The organism is Desulfovibrio sp. Fe33 (genome assembly GCF_028532725.1).
GTDB lineage: Bacteria > Desulfobacterota > Desulfovibrionia > Desulfovibrionales > Desulfovibrionaceae > Pseudodesulfovibrio.
Window position 1 is genome coordinate 50,038 of sequence record NZ_JAQKGU010000005.1, and the last position, 18,822, is coordinate 68,859.

General features: G+C 60.2%; 17 protein-coding genes. 9 read left to right on the forward strand and 8 right to left on the reverse strand.

What is annotated here, in order from left to right; genetic code table 11:
* Positions 1 to 12: 12 nt before the first annotated feature.
* The 7 genes from PSN43_RS08390 to PSN43_RS08420 all read right to left on the reverse strand — a co-directional run bounded on the left by PSN43_RS08390 (position 13) and on the right by PSN43_RS08420 (position 10,183).
* Positions 13 to 363 (reverse strand): response regulator, encoded by a 351-nt coding sequence (locus PSN43_RS08390; RefSeq protein WP_272700280.1) that lies wholly within the window; start codon positions 361 to 363, stop codon positions 13 to 15.
* 1 nt (position 364) lies between these two features.
* The gene (locus PSN43_RS08395) at positions 365 to 2,113 is read right to left on the reverse strand and encodes a sensor histidine kinase (protein ID WP_272700281.1); all 1,749 of its coding nucleotides are present in this window, start codon (positions 2,111 to 2,113) and stop codon (positions 365 to 367) included.
* Between the two features lie 21 nt (positions 2,114 to 2,134).
* The gene (locus PSN43_RS08400) at positions 2,135 to 3,352 is read right to left on the reverse strand and encodes a response regulator (protein ID WP_272700282.1); all 1,218 of its coding nucleotides are present in this window, start codon (positions 3,350 to 3,352) and stop codon (positions 2,135 to 2,137) included.
* A gap of 20 nt (positions 3,353 to 3,372) precedes the next feature.
* Entirely contained in the window at positions 3,373 to 5,499 is a 2,127-nt protein-coding gene (locus PSN43_RS08405; protein ID WP_272700283.1) for a SulP family inorganic anion transporter, read from the reverse strand.
* A 17-nt stretch (positions 5,500 to 5,516) separates the two neighbouring features.
* The gene (locus tag PSN43_RS08410) at positions 5,517 to 6,098 is read right to left on the reverse strand and encodes a TetR/AcrR family transcriptional regulator (RefSeq protein ID WP_272700284.1); all 582 of its coding nucleotides are present in this window, start codon (positions 6,096 to 6,098) and stop codon (positions 5,517 to 5,519) included.
* A gap of 572 nt (positions 6,099 to 6,670) precedes the next feature.
* Positions 6,671 to 9,691 (reverse strand): proline dehydrogenase family protein, encoded by a 3,021-nt coding sequence (locus PSN43_RS08415; RefSeq protein WP_272700285.1) that lies wholly within the window; start codon positions 9,689 to 9,691, stop codon positions 6,671 to 6,673.
* Positions 9,692 to 9,709: 18 nt separating this feature from the next.
* Positions 9,710 to 10,183, reverse strand: coding sequence for an Lrp/AsnC family transcriptional regulator (locus tag PSN43_RS08420; RefSeq protein WP_272700286.1), 474 nt, complete (start codon positions 10,181 to 10,183; stop codon positions 9,710 to 9,712).
* Positions 10,184 to 10,340: 157 nt separating this feature from the next.
* Between PSN43_RS08420 and PSN43_RS08425 the strand changes: the two genes are divergently transcribed.
* The 7 genes from PSN43_RS08425 to PSN43_RS08455 all read left to right on the forward strand — a co-directional run bounded on the left by PSN43_RS08425 (position 10,341) and on the right by PSN43_RS08455 (position 16,099).
* A complete protein-coding gene (locus tag PSN43_RS08425; protein WP_272700287.1) occupies positions 10,341 to 11,483 on the forward strand; it encodes an ABC transporter permease in 1,143 nt (380 codons plus the stop codon).
* A 9-nt stretch (positions 11,484 to 11,492) separates the two neighbouring features.
* Positions 11,493 to 12,296 carry an ABC transporter ATP-binding protein gene (locus tag PSN43_RS08430; protein WP_272700288.1) on the forward strand — a complete coding sequence of 268 codons (804 nt, stop codon included), beginning with the start codon at positions 11,493 to 11,495 and terminating at the stop codon, positions 12,294 to 12,296.
* A gap of 3 nt (positions 12,297 to 12,299) precedes the next feature.
* Entirely contained in the window at positions 12,300 to 13,451 is a 1,152-nt protein-coding gene (locus PSN43_RS08435) for an MlaD family protein (RefSeq protein ID WP_272700289.1), read from the forward strand.
* A 12-nt stretch (positions 13,452 to 13,463) separates the two neighbouring features.
* Entirely contained in the window at positions 13,464 to 14,081 is a 618-nt protein-coding gene (locus PSN43_RS08440; protein ID WP_272700290.1) for an ABC-type transport auxiliary lipoprotein family protein, read from the forward strand.
* Positions 14,081 to 14,608: a ribosome biogenesis factor YjgA gene (yjgA, locus tag PSN43_RS08445; protein ID WP_272700291.1), complete on the forward strand. Its 528-nt coding sequence runs from the start codon at positions 14,081 to 14,083 to the stop codon at positions 14,606 to 14,608. The genes PSN43_RS08440 and yjgA overlap by 1 nt, the downstream gene beginning before the upstream one ends.
* A 143-nt stretch (positions 14,609 to 14,751) precedes the next feature.
* Complete coding sequence (locus PSN43_RS08450) at positions 14,752 to 15,021, forward strand: hypothetical protein (RefSeq protein ID WP_272700292.1); 270 nt, start codon at positions 14,752 to 14,754, stop codon at positions 15,019 to 15,021.
* A 172-nt stretch (positions 15,022 to 15,193) separates the two neighbouring features.
* A complete protein-coding gene (locus PSN43_RS08455; protein WP_272700293.1) occupies positions 15,194 to 16,099 on the forward strand; it encodes a DMT family transporter in 906 nt (301 codons plus the stop codon).
* Here the strand turns inward: PSN43_RS08455 and PSN43_RS08460 are convergent.
* Positions 16,096 to 16,923, reverse strand: a complete 828-nt coding sequence (locus PSN43_RS08460; protein ID WP_272700294.1) for a 1,4-dihydroxy-6-naphthoate synthase — start codon at positions 16,921 to 16,923, stop codon at positions 16,096 to 16,098. The two genes, PSN43_RS08455 and PSN43_RS08460, sit on opposite strands and share 4 nt — an antisense overlap.
* Positions 16,924 to 17,047: 124 nt before the next feature.
* Between PSN43_RS08460 and PSN43_RS08465 the strand changes: the two genes are divergently transcribed.
* Both PSN43_RS08465 and mqnE read left to right on the forward strand, forming a co-directional pair.
* Entirely contained in the window at positions 17,048 to 17,689 is a 642-nt protein-coding gene (locus tag PSN43_RS08465) for a TetR/AcrR family transcriptional regulator (protein WP_272700295.1), read from the forward strand.
* A gap of 4 nt (positions 17,690 to 17,693) precedes the next feature.
* The gene (mqnE, locus tag PSN43_RS08470) at positions 17,694 to 18,788 is read left to right on the forward strand and encodes an aminofutalosine synthase MqnE (RefSeq protein ID WP_272700296.1); all 1,095 of its coding nucleotides are present in this window, start codon (positions 17,694 to 17,696) and stop codon (positions 18,786 to 18,788) included.
* Positions 18,789 to 18,822 lie beyond the last annotated feature (34 nt).

The following is an 18,822-nucleotide window of genomic DNA, read 5'->3' on the forward strand; positions in this document are numbered from 1 at the left end:
ACTCCTTTGTCCTTACTCCGTCGCCTTGTGGATCAGGGCGACGAGATCCTCGAGCTGAATGGGCTTGATGAGATAGTTGCAGCCCGCCGCGCAGCCCGCCTTGAAATCCGATTCCGAGCCATGCCCGGACAGGAAGATGAACTTCATGCCGGGGTGTTTCGCGGCCATCCGCTCCATAAGCTCCAGGCCGCTCAACCTGGGCATTTTCATGTCCAGAACAGCCACGTCGTAATCGTTGGCGTCGGCCATCTCCAGAGCCGATTCGCCGTTGTCCGTCCAGTCCGCTTCCAGGCCGCGGAATCCGAGCCGCTCGGCCATGGCGGAAACCAGTTCCACTTCGTCGTCTACCAAAAGTACTTTCATGCTATGCCTTGTCTTTCCTGTTGTCTTCGGGCTTGGCCCCCTTGAGAGGCATGACGATGGTGAAGGTCGTGCCCTTGCCCACCTCGCTCTCAACGGTCATGGTCCCGCCCAGTTCCTGGACCAGGCCATAGGTGATGGACAGGCCGAGCCCCGTGCCCCCGGACTTCTTCTTCGTGGAGAAGAACGGATCGAAGATGCGCTTGATGTCAGACTGCGGGATGCCGCATCCGTCGTCCTCCACCACAAAAATCAGATGGTCGCAGGCCGTGTCCCGGGCGGAAATATACAGATGGCCGCCGTCGTTCATGGCCTGGAAGGCGTTGTTCACCAGATTAAGGAATATCTGCTGCAACTTGCCCCGATCGGAGATGAACGGAGGCAGGTTTTCCGGCACGTCCATCTCGATGGAGATGGAACGGTATTCCGCCTCCTTGCGCAGGAAGTCGATGACCTCGTTGGCGAGATCGTTGAACTCGATCTCGTCCATCTCCACGTCGATGTGCCGGGCGAAGCTGAGCAGCCGCTTGGTGATCTTGCCGCACCGGGCCACGGAACTGAGAATGGAGTCGATGTTTCCGAGCAGCCGCTCGTCGTGGGCGTATTCCTGCTTGAAAACAAACAGGTCGCGGATCAATCCGGCCTTCTCGTTGATGATGGCCAGCGGGTTGTTGATCTCGTGAGCCACGCCCGCCGCCAGCCGCCCGATGGAGGCCATGCGGTTGGTGTGCTCCATGCGATGCAGGGTGCGCGCCCTGGTCTGGTCCGCGATGTATATCTTGTTGACCATGTGGGTGGCCACGCCCACGATGACCAGCAGGATCACGGCGATGCTCGTTATGAGTATCCAGAGCAGCTCCATGCGTATGGTCTGCAACGGCTTCATCAGCTCACGGGTGCGTTTGACCACGAGAACGATGAACGGAGTGTCGTGAACATAGGCGTACCCGACCGTGTACTCTTCGCCGTTCGCGCCCCGGACCTGCTGCACGCTGGTCTTCTCGGAATAGCCGGGAATGGTCAGGTCCACCTTGGTCAGCAATGCGCCGTGCTGCTTGGACGGGGTCTGGATGATGCCGTTGCGGTCCACCGCGAAGGCGTCTCCGCCGCCCGGCAAATCCAGGGAGGTCAGAATGGAATTGAACTGGTCCGTGTCCAGAGTGGCCCGAAGCATGTAATCCTGCCCGGTCCGATCGTCCCTGACCTTCCGCGAGATGACCAGGTGCGGCTCGTCGCGGAACCCGAGAAAGACCCGGCTGATGTAGGTGCCGTGGGTCATGGTGGTGGCGAACCCCTCCTGGCCGCTGTAATCGCGGCCGAGCAGGTCGTACGGACCGATGTAGGCGATCTGATGCCCCTTGGCATCGATCACGCCGATATCCACGAACCCGCCGAAGCTCTTTTCCAGGGAGGACATGACCTTGGCCAGGTTTTCCTTGTCGCGCAGCGCAGCGATGCCCTGATTCTGAATCAGGAACTCCAGCGCCTTGGACCGTTCCTCCAGGAAGTAGGCCACGGACCGGCGGGTGTTGGAGGTGGTCCTGGCCGCGCGGAGCAGATTCTCCGACTCCAGGGAATGCCGGGTGACGTTATAGTCGATGAAGGCCATAACCATCAGGGGAATGAGAGCCACCAGCGCCAGTAAAATAATGGCGAAGCGCCAGATGCGCCGGTAATCGAAGAGGCTCTTGCCTGCTCCGCCGTCGCTGTCCGTATCCCAGAACTGCGGTCGTATCTTCTCGAACAATGCCATGACGCCACCCGGCTTTTACGGTTACTTTCCAGCCCGAATCTTATCGTTGGCCGCCTTGAGCGTCTCGCTCAGGACGTCGATGTCCACGGGCTTGTGCAGGTAGGCGAACGCGCCCAGTTCCATGCACACCTTCCGATCATCCTCCGAACCGTGGCCGGTCAGGATGATGACCTCGATGTCGGGATGTTCACGCTTGACGCGACGCAGAACCTCGATGCCGTCTATGCCGGGCATCTTCAGGTCGAGGATCATGACTTCGGGTTCGTCTTCTTGGACCAGGTTCAAGGCGGATTCGCCATCGTAGACCACGGCCGAGCCCATGTCACGCATCATCAGGCGTTCGGACAGGGTTTGGACGAACTCGCGCTCGTCGTCAACCAACAGGACCTTGGAAGGCACCTCGAAGTCCATCTTGCGGTAGATATCGGTCTGGTGGAATCCCTTGCCCACCTGACACTCAACGGCCAGGACGCCTTCCACATCGGAGACGATGGTCTTGAGTTCGCGCTCCAGCTTCTCCAACAGGAGCACGTGCTTGTTGATGGTCAGGGTGATGGTGCCCTTGCTCGCGCCCACCTGGACGTTGTGTCCCTCCCTGGCGAGCACGGTTTCGACCCGCGCGGCCAGCAGGAAATCCTTTACGGCAGCGCGGGAACGGTCCGTAACCTTGACCGCGGAGTTGGAAAGCTGCTCGACGATAAGGTCGGCGGAACGATCCACGCCGGTGGAGGCCACGGGCAGAACCAGATCGTAGAGGACGCCGGACCACGGGTCGTCGGCTTCCCGCAGGGCCTTGACCCAGGCGGCGCGGTCCTCGTCATCCTTGCGGATGAGCTTCATGGCGTGCTTCTCAGCGAAGCCTTCCTCACGCTCTGCCACGGCCAGGCGGGCCTTCATGTCGGAAATAAGGCAAACCTTGAGGATGTGGCCGATCTCGGGATCGGGCAACTGGGAAGCGAACCCGGGAATGATGAGGTTCTCTCCGGCGACCAGCCGCTTCGCCACGGCGAGGCGCATCCAGGCGATGGCCTGCTCCTTTTCGTGACTGAAGGCGTTGAAGACCGAAGCCTTGGCCTGGAAGGCCCGGGCGATGCGGTCCTCGGCCAGGCCGGACAGCTTGGAGGCGTCGGCCACGATCTCTTGGTCGGTGACCAGGCGGCAGTCCGTGGCGTCCACAACGCGCTTGACCACCACTCCGGCCTCGCAGAACAATCCGTTGAACACGGTAATGACAGACATATTGACTCCCTTTTCTCGCCTTAGGCCAGGCGGCAAACAGTGGTGAGAGGACAGTTATCTTCCTGGCCATCATGATGCGCACTCTCGTGCGTGGCGCAGATGGCGTTCTCCATGGTGGCGTAAACGTGGTCCCTGCCGATCTTCTCCAGCAGGTGGGTGCGTTCGAGCACGGCCATGACCGACTCGTTCACCCCGCACAACGAGATATCGAGACCGCTGGACCGGACCCGGTCCACGATCAGCGACAAGGCTTCCTCGCCCGAGGCGTCCATGTCGTTGATACCGTTGGCCACGATAATGATATGCCGAAGCTTGTCGTTGCCCATCATCCGCTCGGTGATCTGGTCCTCAAGGAAACTCGCGTTGGCGAAGAAGAGCGGACCGTCGAAGCGAACCAGGGCGATATGCCTGCACTCCCTGAGACCGAAGGCCGTGGCGTCGCGCAGGGACTTGTCCTCGGAACGGGACAGAGTGGCGACGCGGGGGCGCATGGACTTGTACAGGAAGACAAGCAGGGAAAGGACGACGCCGACCATGATGCCCTTGTCCAGATGCGGGGCGAAAGCCAAGGTGCAAATGAAGGACAGGATGGAGATGGCCCCGTCATACCACTGGGCCTTCCAGGCATGGATGAAGCCCGAAGCGTTGATGAGCCCGATGACGGCCATCATGATGACCGCGGCCAGTACGGCCTGGGGCAGATGGTAGAGCAGCGGAGTGAAGAAAAGCAGGGCGACGACGACCATCAGCGAGGTGAACACGCTGGACATGCCGGTGACCGCGCCCGCCTGAAGATTGACCGCCGAGCGCGAGAAGGAACCCGAAGCCGGATAGCTCTTGCCGCACGCGCCGAGAATATTGGCCAGTCCCTGGCCGATAAGCTCCTGGTTGGGGTCCAGGCGCTGTCCGGTCTTGGCGGCCATGGCCTTGGCGATGGAGATGGCCTCCATGAAGCCGAGCAGAGAAATGATCGCCGCGAACGGGACCAGGTGCAGCATGACTTCCAGGTCGAGGGAAGGCGCGCTGATGGAGGGAATGCCGGAAGGCACCGAGCCGACCACGGCCCCGCCGCCCATCATCTTCAGGGAAGCAGTGTCGAGCCTGCCGTTGCCGACCTTGATCCGCCAAGTGCGCCCGTCCGAGGTCATGCCCGCGGGAATCGCGTCCTTGGCGAAGAAAAGCAGGCTGCCGTCGGCCTGCTCAACACCGGTAAGCAGGGTCTCCCGCAAACCGGCGCGCAGTTCGTGCGCCTGGAGCTTGAGGCGGGCCATCTTGACGTTGACCACGCTCTGATCGTGCTGGATGTCGAGTATCCCGACCGGGTCCCCGCTTTTCTCGGCTTCCTTCATGGACTTGCCCAGGGCGGTTCGCTGCATGGCCAGATCCTCGATCCCGACCACAGCCGTGTTGAAACCGTTGATGGCGTCGTGCATGGCGGGAACGCGGATGGCGTCCAGCGGAGCCTTGACGTCGTGATTGAAGCCCAGCCCCCAGGAAAGGGCCGTGGTCACCACGACCGCCACCAGGACGTTGGGGATCTTCGGATTGACGCGTTTGAGGAAGATCATGATGCCGAAAGCGAGCGCCCCCATGGCCAGCGTAGGCCAGTGGGTGTAATGCACCGCGCTCTCGACCACGCGGATGATGGTCTCATAATGATGGTCCGCCTTGTCCACGTAGACGCCGAACATCTTGGAAAGCTGGGAAGAAGCGATGATGATGGCCGCGGCGTTGGTGAAACCGTTGACCACGGGGTGGGACAGAAAGTTGACCACCAGACCGAGCTTGAGCACGCCGAGCAGGAGCTGGAATATGCCGACCATCAGGGCCAGCAGGATGGCGTAGGCGATGTATCCCTCGCTGCCGGCCGTGGCCAGGGGCTCAAGGGATGCCGCCGTCATGAGCGAAACCACGGCCACCGGGCCGGTGGCCAACTGACGGCTGGAGCCGAACAGGGCCGCCACCAGGGGGGGAAGAAAGGACGCATACAAGCCGTAGTAGGCGGGCATACCCGCCAACTGGGCATAGGCCATGGATTGGGGAATGAGCACGAGGGCAACGGTCAGCCCCGCGATGGCGTCGGCACGGAGCGCCGCCATATTGTACCCTTTGAACCAGCCGATGAAAGGGATTATCCGTGAAAGCATTCAGCCTCTTCCTTGCATTACGCCTGCAACATCCTGCGGCATGTGCGCATCAGTTCGTTGAACAGCGCGCCCGCATCGTACAGGTTGTAGTTTTTGAATCGAACCAGACCATCTGCCATCGTAAACAGAATGAGCGCCGATTTTCTGGGATTGATTTCCATGCCGATGGAGCCGTCTTCCTGCCCCGTCACGATAGCCTTCTCGAAGATGTCCACGAGGCAATTGTAGATATCTTCCAGGTTCGCTCTGAACTCCGGGTTCGACTCGGAGTACTGGTAGAGAAAGTGACGGTGAAGGAGCAGGAACTTGTCCTCCAGCAGACCGGCCAGATACAGATAGAAAGAAACGACCTCCTCCGTCATCTCAAGACCCGATTTGAACGGCCTGTTCTCGAAGAACCGTTCAAACTGGTCCACTATCTCGTCCCTGGTCTTTTCGAGGATCGCGAGCAGCAAGCCTTCCTTCGTCTTGAAGTGATAGAAGATCGTCCCCTCGGCCACTCCGGTGAGGCGGGCAAGCTCCTGCCCCGACGTGTCCGCAAACCCCTTGTGAGCGAACATGAACGTGGCGACCTTGAGGATGGCTTCCTTCTTCTTCATGCCTTTGATCCTTTTTTCCCAATCCAACCGAGTGTCCACTCAGTTTTTTCTTTAATACTGGATAAAATGGCACAAAGTCAAAGAAACCTGCGAAACTGAGCAAACACTCAGTTTCACAATCAAGGGGTATAATATCATTGAAAAAGTCAAAGCCCCCAAAACGTCCGAACAGAAAAAAAATGAAAAAAGTTGCCCTGTCGCGAACCTTTTTGCACGCGCGACGCGCATCAGCCCCCTGGCAAGGAGATGATTGACGAAGCACATAAAGGAAGCGGAAGCGTCATGGAAAATGAAACCGGCAACCATCGGGATATCACACAAAAAAATGATCTCTAAACCCGACTCCCGGCGTCTCGGCAGGACGCCGCGAAGCCGAAAAACCCGCGCCGAAGGCGCATACAGGGGATGCAAGGGTGTGAGCCCTTGCCCGCCGGAGGCGAAATTACCCGACTATCGCCGCGAAGCGGCTTTCAACACCTGATCTTCCTCTTCGGTGAATTAAAGGAGTAATCCCCAAAAAAGCCCTGCCCGGTTAACCGGGCAGGGCTTGCTCTTCCAAATGGCGAAACCGGCTAGCTCAGCCAGTCGTCGTCCTCTTCTATAGGGGCGAAGCCCCGACGCATGGTGTTCTCGCAAACCAGGCGCGGGTCCATAAACTGAAGCAGGTAGTCCGGCCCGCCCGACTTGGAGCCCACGCCGGACATCATGAAGCCGCCGAATGCATGGCGTTCCACTAGCGCGCCCACCGATGGCTTGTTCAGATACAGATTGCCCACGCGGAATTCCCGGGAGGCGCGTTCCAGATGGTGCGGGCTGCGGGAGTAGATGGCCCCGGTCAGGGCGAAACGGGTGGAGTTGGCGATTTCCAGCGCCTCGTCCATGTCGGCGGCCCGCATGACCGAAAGCACGGGGCCGAAGACCTCTTCCTGGGCGATGCGGTGTTCCTTTGTAATATCCCCCACGATGGTCAGCGGCACGTAGCAGCCGCCTGTGGCCTTGAGGTCGTCGGAGACTTCGCGCTTGATGAGCACCCTGCCCTCTTCCTCCGCGATCCCGACGTAACGCATGACGTTCTTCCGGGCGGCTTCGTCCACCACAGGCCCCATGTAGTTGGCCGGGTTCTCGGCCGGGCCGAGCTTGACGGACTTGGCTGCCTCGACGAGACGATTTACGAAACGGTCGTAGATGGCGTCGAGGACCACGACCCTGGAGCAGGCCGAGCACTTCTGCCCCTGAAAGCCGAATGCGGAATAAAGCACGCCGAGCACGGCCTCGTCGAGATCGGCGTCATCATCGACGATAATAGCGTTCTTGCCGCCCATTTCGGCGATGACCCGCTTGCACTGCTGTTGGCCGGGACGGGCCACGGCGGCGCGCTCCTGAATGCGCAGTCCCACTTCCATGGAGCCGGTAAAGGCGATCACCGCCACATCGGGATGGTCCACCAGATGATCGCCCATGACCGAGCCTCGACCGGGGCAGTAGTTGAAGACCCCGTCGGGCAGACCGGCGGCCTTCCACATGTCCACAAGGGCGCGGCCCACGCATGACGAGGAACCAGCGGGTTTGTAGACCACCGGGTTGCCGCAGACGATGGCGGCGGAAACCATGCCCACGGAAATGGCCATGGGGAAGTTCCACGGAGCGATGACGGCGGCCACACCCTTGCCCTGATAAAAGAGATGGCTCATCTCGCCGGGAGCGCGCCCCATGCGGCGGGGCTTGCCCAGGCGGATCATCTCGCGGGCGTAGTATTCGAGGAAGTCGATGGCCTCGCCCACATCGGCCTGGGCCTGATCCCACTGCTTGCCCACCTCGAGGACCTGGAGCGCGGCCATCTCGTGCACGTTGGCCTTGAGATGCGCCGCGGCCCTGAGCAGGGCCTGCGCCCGCTCTTCGGGCGGGACGTCGCGCCAAGTATAATAGGCCTCGCGGGCCATTTCCACGGCGGTGTCCACTTCGGCGACGCCAGCCTGGCAGACCGAACCGATGATCTCCGAGGGATTGGCCGGGTTGTAGGAATCCAGCGTGTCGCCCGTGACCACGTCCCTCCCGTTTATGAAGAGCGGCACCTGTCCGCCCATGGAGGCCCGGAGTCTGGCGATGGACGCGGGATATGCATCGCGCTCTTCCGGGAGCGTGAAATCCGCGGGCGGAAAGTTCCTGAAACGGGGCAGGCCTTCTCCCTCCTCACGGTCGGTCCTGCACTTGCCCTCAAGCTGACGTCGCAGGGTTTGCGAGGGATTTTCGAGCAGACGTTCCATGTCCGCCTCGTCGGCGAAGGTCTGCTTGAGGAAAGATTCGTTTGCCGTGTTTTCGAGCAGACGCCGAACCAGATAGGCCATGCCGGGAAGGAGGTCGCCGTAAGGGCAGTACAGACGCACGCGCCGGGCCACGTTCTTGAGCCCCTTGCGCACGGGTTCCGCCATGCCGTAGAGCACTTGGAACTCGTAGCGGTCCTCGGGCACCTTCAGTTCCGCCGCGTTCTCCATGACCGCGGCGATGGTCCGGATGTTGTGCGAAGCGCAGGCGAAATGACAAATGTCGTGATTTTCGAGGATATAACGGGACACCCGCTCATGCGCCATATCGGACTCTGGTTTATGGGTCCAGACCGGAACAGGCCAATCATTCTGCTTGGCCAGCACGGTTTCGTAATCCCAATAGGCGCCCTTGACCAACCGGATGGATACGGGAAGGCCGACCTCGCGCGCCCACTCGATGAACAGGCGCACATCCTCGTCCACGGACTTGAGATAGGCCTGGAAAACGATGCCCAAATGCGGGTAGTTCGGGTACTTGAGCCGCAGCCGCTTGTAGAGCTCGACCGTGGCTTCCTTGTACTTGAGCTGCTCCATGTCGATGCACATGAACCCGCCCATCTCCATGACCTTTCTGTAGACGGGCTCAATGCTGCGGACCATGCCGTCCACGGTGCCTTCCAGGTCCACGGGCTTGGACTGGGAATAGAAGGCCGACGGCTTGACTGCCACGTTGACCTTGGGCGCATGGCCCCAGTCCAGGTCGCCGGAGGAAGCGTCGAGCGACTTCCATTTGTCCAATTCCTTATGGATGGCGTCCAGGACCTCCAAATAGCCGTCGCGGTAGGCGCCGGATTCCACCTCGGACACGGTGGCCTCGCCGAGCAGATCGAGGACAAAGGCGAAACCGTCCTTGCGCAGCTTCTTGATGCCCTTGACCGCCTCCCTGGCCTCCTGACCGATAATGAACTGGCGGGCCATGGACTCGATGTTCGAGCGTATGGTCTTGTTCAGGACCTTGGCCACCAGCCCGCCGCCGAACTTGGTCTTGGTGGCGCCCCATTTGAGCACGTCGGGAATGTTGGAATCTTCGCCCGCGAAATATTCTTCGATATGGCGCGACAGGGAGTCCGATGTGTTCAGGTACGGAAGAACATCAACGAATCTGAACATCTGGACCTTGAAATCTTCGTTTTTCATGGCCCAGTCCATGACCTTCCCGGTCCACCAGCCCTTATTGAAAACCGAAGGAGATTCTCCGGAAATGGACGAAAAAAACTCCCTGCCCCGAGCTATAACTCTCGGATCCAGGGAGGTCGGTGTTGCGGACATTGCTGACTCCTTGTGCGTCTAGTCGTTTTCGTGGGGCAACGGTATGACTCTCGACTCCTTGACCGTGGTTAGTACGATGGTCGAGTTGGTGTCCCTGACCGGCCCGATGGTCCCGAACTTGGCCAGCGTCGTCTGCAACGCCTCGGTATCCTCAACCCGGACCTTGACCAAATACGAATCCCGCCCTGCCGTGTAATGAACCTCCAGAACCTCGGGGAACTCGGCCAGCTTCTCGCCGACCTCGGTAGCGCCCACGCCTTCCTCCACCCGAATGGATGTGAAGGCCGTCAGACCCCGCCCCAGAGCTTTGTGGTTGACAATGCATTCATAGCCTTTGATGATTCCGCTCTTCCTCAGTTTGCGCACGCGCTCCAAAACGGCCGAAGGGGCCTTGCCGACCTTCCGGGCAATTTCGGCGTTGGAAACCTTTCCGTCTTCCTGAAGGATGTTCAGAATCTCCAAATCCAATTTGTCAATCTTTCTGTTATTCATAGAATAAAGAAATAATATTCTTCCACAATCCTGTCAAGCGTCTTCCGCGCCCGGGAACGCGGCCGCACATACAGCTTTTCTTTTCCCGCATCCTCAGATAATCTTACAAATAGACAGGGTTGGGCAAAGGCCTCACCGCAAGCAGGGAACAAAACCCATGGCGACCCCAAAAGATCACAACCGAATCGACGCGCAAGTCTCCATAGCAGGCCGGGACGGCGGGCTGACCATAGCCCTGTCCGGCCGCCTGGATGCGGCAGGCACGACTTCGGTCTGGAACGAGACGGTCAAGAGCGCGGCCGCCGCGGATTTCGCCAGGCTGACCGCCGACTGCGGCGGCGTGACCTATATGGACGGCTCGGGCGTAGCCCTGCTCCTCAGGCTGAAGGAGTTGTGCGCCGAAAAAAAAGCCTCCATCGATCTCGCCAACCTGAGCGACGAGGACAAGGGGCTGGTCTCCCTCACCTGGGACACTCCGCTGCCCGAGAGAAGGGACGGCGACGCCGAGCGACGGGATGCGGACGACGAAGAGACCTCCGCAGGCGACATCTGGCGCAACACTCGCGAAATGATCGCCTTCGTGGGCGAGTCCTTCTCCCTGCTCGGCCAGGTGATCGTCCGCCCGCGCCAGGTACGCTGGAAGGACGTGGCCCTTGCCTGCATCAACGTGGGCGTACAGTCCATGTTCATCATCGTACTCATCGGCTTTCTCATGGGCCTCATCATGTCCTTCCAGTCCGCCATCAGCCTGCAACGGTTCGGGGGCGAAATATTCGTGCCGAACATGCTCGGCCTGGTGATGTTCCGCGAAATGGGGCCGCTGGTCACATCCATTCTCCTGGCGGCCCGTTCCGGATCGGCCTTCGCCGCCGAAATCGGAACAATGAAGATCAACGAGGAGCTGGACGCCCTGACCACCATGGGGCTCTCCCCCATGCGATTCCTGGTGGTTCCCAAGATCATCGCCACAATTCTCATGGTTCCGCTGATGACCATGTTCTTCAACCTGGCCAGCCTGGTGGGCGGTGCGGTGGTCATGCTTTCCATGGGCTATCCTCTGGTGACGTTCACCTCGCGCGTCTTCTCCTATCTCGGCATGGGCGATTTCTGGGGCGGCATGGCCAAGGCCCTGGTCTTCAGCTTCCTGGTGGCGGGCGTTGGCTGCCTGCGCGGCATCCAGACCCGTTCCGGAGCCAGCGCCGTGGGGCTGTCCACCACCAGCGCCGTGGTCTCCGGCATCATCCTCATAGCCTTTGCCGACGGGCTCTTCGCCGTGGCATTTTACTACCTGGGCATATAGGTATTCGGCATGGCTGACGAAACCCCGATCATAAGCGTGCGCGACCTGACCTGCGGCTACGGCGGCAACGTCGTGGTGGACAACGTCACCTTCGATATCCGCAAGGGTGAAGTCTTCATCATCCTCGGCGGCTCCGGCTGCGGCAAGTCGACCCTGCTCAAGAACATGATCGGCCTGCTGGAGCCCATGTCCGGACAGGTGTATTTCGGAGAGGACGAACTGACTTCCGCCCTGGACGACACGCGCCGGGCCATCATGCGCAAATTCGGGGTCATGTATCAGATGGGCGCGCTTTTCGGGTCCATGTCCGTGCTTCAGAACGTCATGCTCCCGCTGGAGGAATTCACCGGCCTTCCGCCCGAGGCCATCGAGCTCATCGCCCTGTCCAAACTGGCCATGGTGGACATGGAGCACGCGGCCTATAAAATGCCCTCGGCGCTGTCGGGCGGCATGAAGAAACGGGCCGCCATCGCCCGGGCCATGGCGCTCGATCCCGGCATCCTATTCCTGGACGAGCCGGGAGCGGGCCTGGACCCCATCTCCAGCGCGGCCCTGGACGATTTGATCCTCGATCTTTCGAAAAATCTCGGCATCACCTTCGTCATCGTCACCCACGAATTGGACAGTATTTACAAAATAGCGGATCGGGTTATCATGCTCGACAAGGCGGTCAAATCCATCGTGGCCGAAGGCGATCCCCGCGTATTGCGGGACACGTCGGACAACCTGTTTGTCAAACGTTTTTTCCACAGGCAGCCGAACATCGGCGTCCCCGAACACGATCCGACAGGACAACCGTCAGCCCAAGGGTAGGCCATGGTACGCAAAAAAGACTACTTCAAGCTCGGACTCTACATCGTCCTCGGCACGGGAATGCTCCTGGCGATCGTCATCATCCTCGGGGCCGGGCGCTATTTTCAAACAGCCTATCCCCTGGAGACCTACTTCGACGAATCCGTCAACGGATTGTCCGTAGGCTCCCCCGTAAAGCTGCGCGGCGTCCAGGTTGGACGCGTGGCCGAGATCAACTTCGTGACGAACATCTACGACCTTCCCCATACCCACGAAGCGCGCTACGTCTATGTTCGCTGCGAAATCAACCCGGAACTCTTCGAGGAAATGACCGAGAAGGAATTCAACGCCCACATCGAACGGGAAACCAAACGGGGAATGCGTATCAGGGCCACCTCCCTTGGCCTGACCGGCCAGCTCTTTCTGAACACGACCTACGAAGACCCGAAGAACAATCCCCCCCTGCCCATCCAATGGACGCCGACATATGCCTACGTCCCGTCCGTGCCGTCCACGCTGAGCCGGATCGAGGAGGCGTTCACTACCATCAGCAGGACGGTCAGCGGCCTCAAACAGGAAGATATCGAATCCATCATCAAGGACGTCAAATCCATCGTCGGCACCCTCGACGACTTCATGAAGGCCGAAGGGGGCAAGGAAGCGGGCACCCGAATCCTCGGCATCCTCCGATCCACCGAGAGCATCCTGGCCCGCTCGGACAAGCTCCTGGGCGACCCTGCGGCCGAATCCATCATTCCAAACACGGCTTCGATCCTGAAGAACGTCGACCGGATCACCGAGGAGTCGGCGGACGACATCATCCAGACGGCCGCCGAAGCCAGAGAGGCCGTAGCGAGCTTCAAACTGGCCACCCAAAACCTGAGCAAAACCCTGGCCGACCCCCGCATGGGCGAAGCCATGGACAATATCGCCCCCACCCTGGACAACATCTCCCAGGCGTCGGCGGACCTGGCCGCCGCCGTGGGCAAGGTCCACACCCTGGTCAACCGCCTCAACGGGGTTGTCGCTTCCCAGGAGACAAACATCAGCTCCATCCTCGAAGACACCAGGGAGATCATGCTGAACGTCAAGGAACTCACGGACGAGGCCAAAAGATATCCATCCGGAATACTTTTCGGCACCCCGCCAAGCAAACCCCACCCCGAAAACAATTAAAGGATGCTCGCCATGAAACGATACGCCATACTCACCGCCATGCTGATCGCGGCCCTGGCAGCGTCCGCCTGCGTCAAACTAGGAGCCCAGCCCCTGGACAGACGGTTCTACCAGATATCCCCAGCTCGAACCGCTCCACGGGTTGACGCCCCGAAGGATTTCGTCCTCCTTGTCCGCCGCCTGTCGGCCTCGGACCTGTACAATACCCGCGAGCTGGTCTACAGGGGGGCCGAAGGGCACATCGAATCCGACTTCTACAACAAGTTCTTCGTTCCCCCATCCAACATGCTGACCACCGAACTGCGCCGCTGGCTGAGTGCTTCGGGCCTGTTCAGGCATGTCATCGAACCGGGCAGCATGATCGTGCCGGGACTGACCCTGGAGGGAACTATCAACGCTTTGTACGGCGATTACTCCACCGCCCAACCGGCGGCCGTGGTCGAGATGCAGTTCTTTGCGGTGGACGAGTCCACCCAGGACAACGCGATCGTCTTCTCCGGGTCGTACAAGGAGAGGATCCCGATGTCTTCGCCCACCCCCGACGCCCTGGTCCAAGCCATGACCCTGGCCGTCCGGAACATTTTCGCAAACCTTGAAACCGATATGGCCGCCGCGCCGCTCAAAAATTGATGGGCAAGAAAAAAACAACCTACCGTCCCGAGGAATTCGACGAGTTCGAAGATCGCCCCAGCCGTTCCCAGCTCAAGCGCGACATGACAGCCCTGCAACAGCTCGGGGCCGATCTGGCGGCGTTGGGCGACAAAGTGGTCAAGGAAGCGGACCTGCCGCCCGAAGTGGAAAAGGCCCTGCTGCTTATCAAGACCATGACCAAACATGAGGCCAAACGCCGCCACATGCAGTACGTGGGCAAACTCATGCGCACGTTCGACACTACCCACGTCAGCGAACTGGTGGAGGCCGCCAAGCTCGGCCACGCAGTCAAAACCAGCGAATTCAAACGGGTGGAATCCCTTCGGGACCGCCTTGTGGACGGCGACGACGACCTGCTCCAAACCTTGTTCGACAACCACCCCGACGAGGGCCAGAAACTCCGGCAACTGACTCTCGGAGCGCGCCGTGAAAACGCGAACGGCAAGGCTCCCAAGGATTCCCGCGCCCTTTTCCGCCTCCTCCGCAGCCTGCCGGATGAGAACTGACCGGCATTTCGAAGAAAATGTCCGGCTTAAAGCCGCCGGGACTCAAAAAATGAAATGGAGCTCTTGACGGCGGGTTTTCCAGGATTATCTTTGCTTATTGAATCAACGACGGCCTGATCGCCGCATCCAAGGAGATGATATAGATGGTTATCCACGAATACGCCGGCATCGTCACGGAATTGCCCGACAGGGACTGCCCGCATTGCGGAAAACGGCTGGACGCCTGGCTGGCCCCGCCCGAAACGGGCTGGGGGGTTATCCTCATCTGCAACAACAACAGTTGCCCGCACTATATCGGCTCCGAGACCGACATCATGCATAAACGCGACGATTCCCATCTGGGTTGCCGCTATGCGGAGGACCCGGCCAACGGGTTCAAGCCGGTCAACGTGCTTGCCGTCTGCCCCCACTAGGCTGATATTTCATAGAACACCGGGAAAAGGGTCCAGCGAAAGTTGGGCCCTTTTCTCGTTTTGAGATCCGAAACGGCCTATGTACTCCATCCGAATATGTGATGGCGACCGCTATTCCCTTCACAGATTAACAATGTTAGATGGTTCGATCACATTCTCAGGAGTATGTTCCATGGTCTTAGCTGAAGGGAAAACGCGCGCATTGGCGGCGCTTTGGGCCGCCGTGCTGCTGTGGGCCAGTTCGTTTATTGTTCTGAAGATCGCCTTTCAGCGTTTCGATCCCATGGTGGTCATTTTCGGCCGCATGTTCGTGGCCTCGATCTGCTTCCTGCTGGTCTTCAAGAACCTGCGGAAGATCGACTACCAGCCGGGCGACTGGAAGCTGCTCGCCTTCATGGGCATCTGCGAACCCGGGCTGTATTTCGTGTTCGAAGCCATGGCCCTGACCTATACGGACGCCTCCCAGGCCGGGATGATCTGCGCCCTGCTGCCGCTCATGGTGGCCGTGGCCGCCCGTCTGACATTGAAAGAGCCGCTGAAATGGCGGACCGTCGCCGGATTCTGTCTGGCCATCGTCGGCGCGGTGATCCTCTCCAGCGTGGCCGAACCGACGGCCACGGCATCCAACCCCACGCTCGGCAACTTTCTGGAATTCCTGGCCATGGTCTGCGCCTGCGGCTACATGATCTCTCTCAAGAAGCTCACTCCGCGCTACAGCCCGTGGTTCCTGACAATGGTTCAGGCGTTCGTCGGGTCGGCGTTCTATTTCCCGCTCCTGTTCCTGCCCACCACGGAGTTGCCCACGGCCTTCGACTTCACCGGAGTCGCCGCCATCCTCTACCTGGGGGTGTTCGTGAGCCTCGGCGCCTATGGGATGTACAACTACGGAATGTCCAAGATTCCCACGGCCCAGGCGTCGGCGTTCATCAACCTGATCCCGGTCATCACCCTTGGCATGGGACTCGTCCTGCTTGGCGAACGGCTCAACTGGATGCAGTACGCGGCCTCGGCCCTGGTCATCGCCGGCGTGTACGTCAGCCAGGGCTCCCGAGCCGAGAAAAGCGCCTCGACCGACTAAATCTCTATGAAAATATCCTCGCGTTCGCAGCCCGCCTCGGCCAAAAGACGCGAAACCGCCTGGATTCCGGCCTCACCGACATCCAAACTGTAGTCCGTGACGAAAGTCTCGATATGGGTGCGAATGACCGAGGGACTCAGTTCCTGGGCGTGCTCGCGCACATAGTCGCGCCCTGCTTCGGGCTTGCGCCGGGCGTAAAGCAGGCTCTGACGAATGGCCTCGTTCATGCGCCGGGCCATTTCCTCCCCCAGCGAACGCTTGATGGCGATGGCCCCCAACGGAATGGGCAGACCGGTATGCGCCTCCCACCACGCGCCCAGATCGAGTACCCGGTAGAGACCGCGCCCGGCGAAGGTGAACCGTCCCTCGTGAATAACCACCCCGGCGTCCGCCAGCCCGGCCTCCACGGCGGGCATCACCTCATCGAAAACCATGGGCAGGCGCGTGACCGATATGTTGACCTCACGGCAACACAGCCCGAAAATCAGGTTGGCCGTCGTCTTCTCTCCGGGGATGGCCACCTTGCAACCATCCAGAGATGCGAACGGTCTTGACCGTCCCGCCACCAGCACAGGCCCTGCGCCGTAGCCCATGGCTCCGCCCGCCCGCAGAAGCACGTAGTCATCCAGAATGGATGCGGCCGCAGCCGTGGACACCTTGACCACGTCCAATGCGCCTTGCGCCGCCAGCCCATTGAGTTCCTCCACATCCGCCAAGGTCACGTCGAGCCCCCCCGGCCACGGAACCAGCCCGGTGGAAAGGGCGTGAAAGATGAACGTGTCGTTGGGACAGGGAGAATAGCCTAGAGTCAGATTTTCTTGCATGACAACATACCTCTTTTACTGATTTTCACACCATACTTGACACGATTGCCGCCCCCTTGTAATCAAGGTGACCACCTGGTCACCACTAATGAAACCAAACGGAAAACGCAAGTACGCAAAGACTATGGCAATCAAAAAAACTTTTGAAAATCTGCCCGAAGAAAAGCAACGCCGGGTTCTGGACGAAGCAACCGTGGAATTCGCCGAGCACGGCTACCACCAGGCGTCCATCAACCGCATCGTGGACCGCCTGGGCATCGCCAAAGGTTCGCTGTTCAAATATTTCGGCAACAAACAGGGGCTGTTCGAACACCTCTTCGGCCACGCTGTCGCCGGTTTCAAAAAACCGCTCAAAGCCATCCGTGCCACGCCCGATCTCGATTTCTTCGAACGCATCGAGCAGAGCTTCCTGGCCGGAGCCCAATTCGTGGACGAGCACCCAAACCTTTACCGCATCTATCTGAAAATGCTCTTCAACGAAAGTTTTCCGTTGCGCGAACGCTTCCTCGGCGAAATCCGGGGGGCGAACGCCAAGTACCTCCGACAGCTCATCGAGAGCGGCATCAAGGCCGGAGAGCTCCCGGCCTCCCTGGATGTGGACATGGCCGTCTTCACCCTCCATGCGGTCATGGACCGCTTCCTCCAGGGATACGCCGTGCCTTCACTGGATAACGGGCTCGCCCCGGCAGCCAACCTACAGGCCCGCGCCCGCGCCCTGGCGGCTTTTCTACGCCACGGCCTGGCCGACGCCCCTTCACAGGAGTAACCGCATGACCCTGTTCAAGAGCGACTATTTCGAAAACATGAATCTGGCCGACATCCGGGACAAGGTCGAAGCGGGCCAACGCCTCTCCTTCGAGGACGGCTTGCGCCTCTTCCGCTGCCCGGAACCGCTGGCCGTGGGCGCCCTGGCCCATCGCGCGCGCACCCGTCTTCACGGGGACAAGGCGTTCTACGTGGTCAACCGCCATGTCAACTACACCAACGTCTGCGTCAACGGCTGCGTATTCTGTGCCTACCAGCGCGAGGAAGGCCAAAGCGGCGGCTTCGTCCTCACCCGCGAGGACGTCCTCGCCAAGCTCGAAGCCGCCCCGCTCCCGCCGCGCGAAGTCCACATCGTGGGCGGCTGCCACCCCAGGCTCGGCCTGGCCTATTTCGAGGACATCCTCAGCGCTGTCCGGGACCGCTATCCGGATGCGGTTCTCAAGTGTTTCACCGCCGTGGAAATCGCCCACTTCGCTAGCCTGGAGGGTATCTCCTCCCGCGAAGTCCTGTCCCGCCTCAAGGAAGCCGGACTCGGTATGCTGCCCGGCGGCGGAGCCGAAATTTTCGCGCCGAACGTCCGGGAACGGCTCTGCCCGCGCAAGGCCACGGCGGACCAGTGGCTGGCCATCCATGAAGAGGCCCACGGACTCGACCTCAAGACCAACGCCACCATGCTTTTTGGCCACATCGAATCTCTGGAAGACCGCGTGGACCATCTCATCCGACTGCGCGAGTCCCAGGACCGGGGCGGCGGCTATACCTGCTTCATCCCGCTCCCCTTCCTGACGGAAAACAGCCAACTCAAGATCGACAACCCGCTGACGGGACTCGAAGAGTTGCGGACCATCGCCGTCTCCCGCCTGCTCCTCGACAACATCCCGCACATCAAGGCCTACTGGGTCATGCTCGGCGTAAAGCAGGCTCAGGCGGCGCTCAAGTTCGGAGCGGACGACTTCGACGGCACCGTCATAGAAGAAAAAATCGGCCACGAAGCGGGAGCCACCTCGGAACAGGGGCTGAGCAGATCCGAACTCGAAGACATGATTCGGGGCTGCGGCTGCACTCCCGTCGAACGCGACGGCTTTTTCAACGAAGTGTAACAACGCCTTCGCTTCCTCAACCCGCTGCGAACCG

Bases quoted from the DNA above. Each gene is read 5' to 3' on its own strand.
- PSN43_RS08390 (WP_272700280.1), bottom strand. From the start codon at position 363: ATGAAAGTACTTTTGGTAGACGACGAAGTGGAACTGGTTTCCGCCATG.
- PSN43_RS08395 (WP_272700281.1), bottom strand. From the start codon at position 2,113: ATGGCATTGTTCGAGAAGATACGACCGCAGTTCTGGGATACGGACAGC.
- PSN43_RS08400 (WP_272700282.1), bottom strand. From the start codon at position 3,352: ATGTCTGTCATTACCGTGTTCAACGGATTGTTCTGCGAGGCCGGAGTG.
- PSN43_RS08405 (WP_272700283.1), bottom strand. From the start codon at position 5,499: ATGCTTTCACGGATAATCCCTTTCATCGGCTGGTTCAAAGGGTACAAT.
- PSN43_RS08410 (WP_272700284.1), bottom strand. From the start codon at position 6,098: ATGAAGAAGAAGGAAGCCATCCTCAAGGTCGCCACGTTCATGTTCGCT.
- PSN43_RS08415 (WP_272700285.1), bottom strand. From the start codon at position 9,691: ATGTCCGCAACACCGACCTCCCTGGATCCGAGAGTTATAGCTCGGGGC.
- PSN43_RS08420 (WP_272700286.1), bottom strand. From the start codon at position 10,183: ATGAATAACAGAAAGATTGACAAATTGGATTTGGAGATTCTGAACATC.
- PSN43_RS08425 (WP_272700287.1), top strand. From the start codon at position 10,341: ATGGCGACCCCAAAAGATCACAACCGAATCGACGCGCAAGTCTCCATA.
- PSN43_RS08430 (WP_272700288.1), top strand. From the start codon at position 11,493: ATGGCTGACGAAACCCCGATCATAAGCGTGCGCGACCTGACCTGCGGC.
- PSN43_RS08435 (WP_272700289.1), top strand. From the start codon at position 12,300: ATGGTACGCAAAAAAGACTACTTCAAGCTCGGACTCTACATCGTCCTC.
- PSN43_RS08440 (WP_272700290.1), top strand. From the start codon at position 13,464: ATGAAACGATACGCCATACTCACCGCCATGCTGATCGCGGCCCTGGCA.
- yjgA (WP_272700291.1), top strand. From the start codon at position 14,081: ATGGGCAAGAAAAAAACAACCTACCGTCCCGAGGAATTCGACGAGTTC.
- PSN43_RS08450 (WP_272700292.1), top strand. From the start codon at position 14,752: ATGGTTATCCACGAATACGCCGGCATCGTCACGGAATTGCCCGACAGG.
- PSN43_RS08455 (WP_272700293.1), top strand. From the start codon at position 15,194: ATGGTCTTAGCTGAAGGGAAAACGCGCGCATTGGCGGCGCTTTGGGCC.
- PSN43_RS08460 (WP_272700294.1), bottom strand. From the start codon at position 16,923: ATGCAAGAAAATCTGACTCTAGGCTATTCTCCCTGTCCCAACGACACG.
- PSN43_RS08465 (WP_272700295.1), top strand. From the start codon at position 17,048: ATGGCAATCAAAAAAACTTTTGAAAATCTGCCCGAAGAAAAGCAACGC.
- mqnE (WP_272700296.1), top strand. From the start codon at position 17,694: ATGACCCTGTTCAAGAGCGACTATTTCGAAAACATGAATCTGGCCGAC.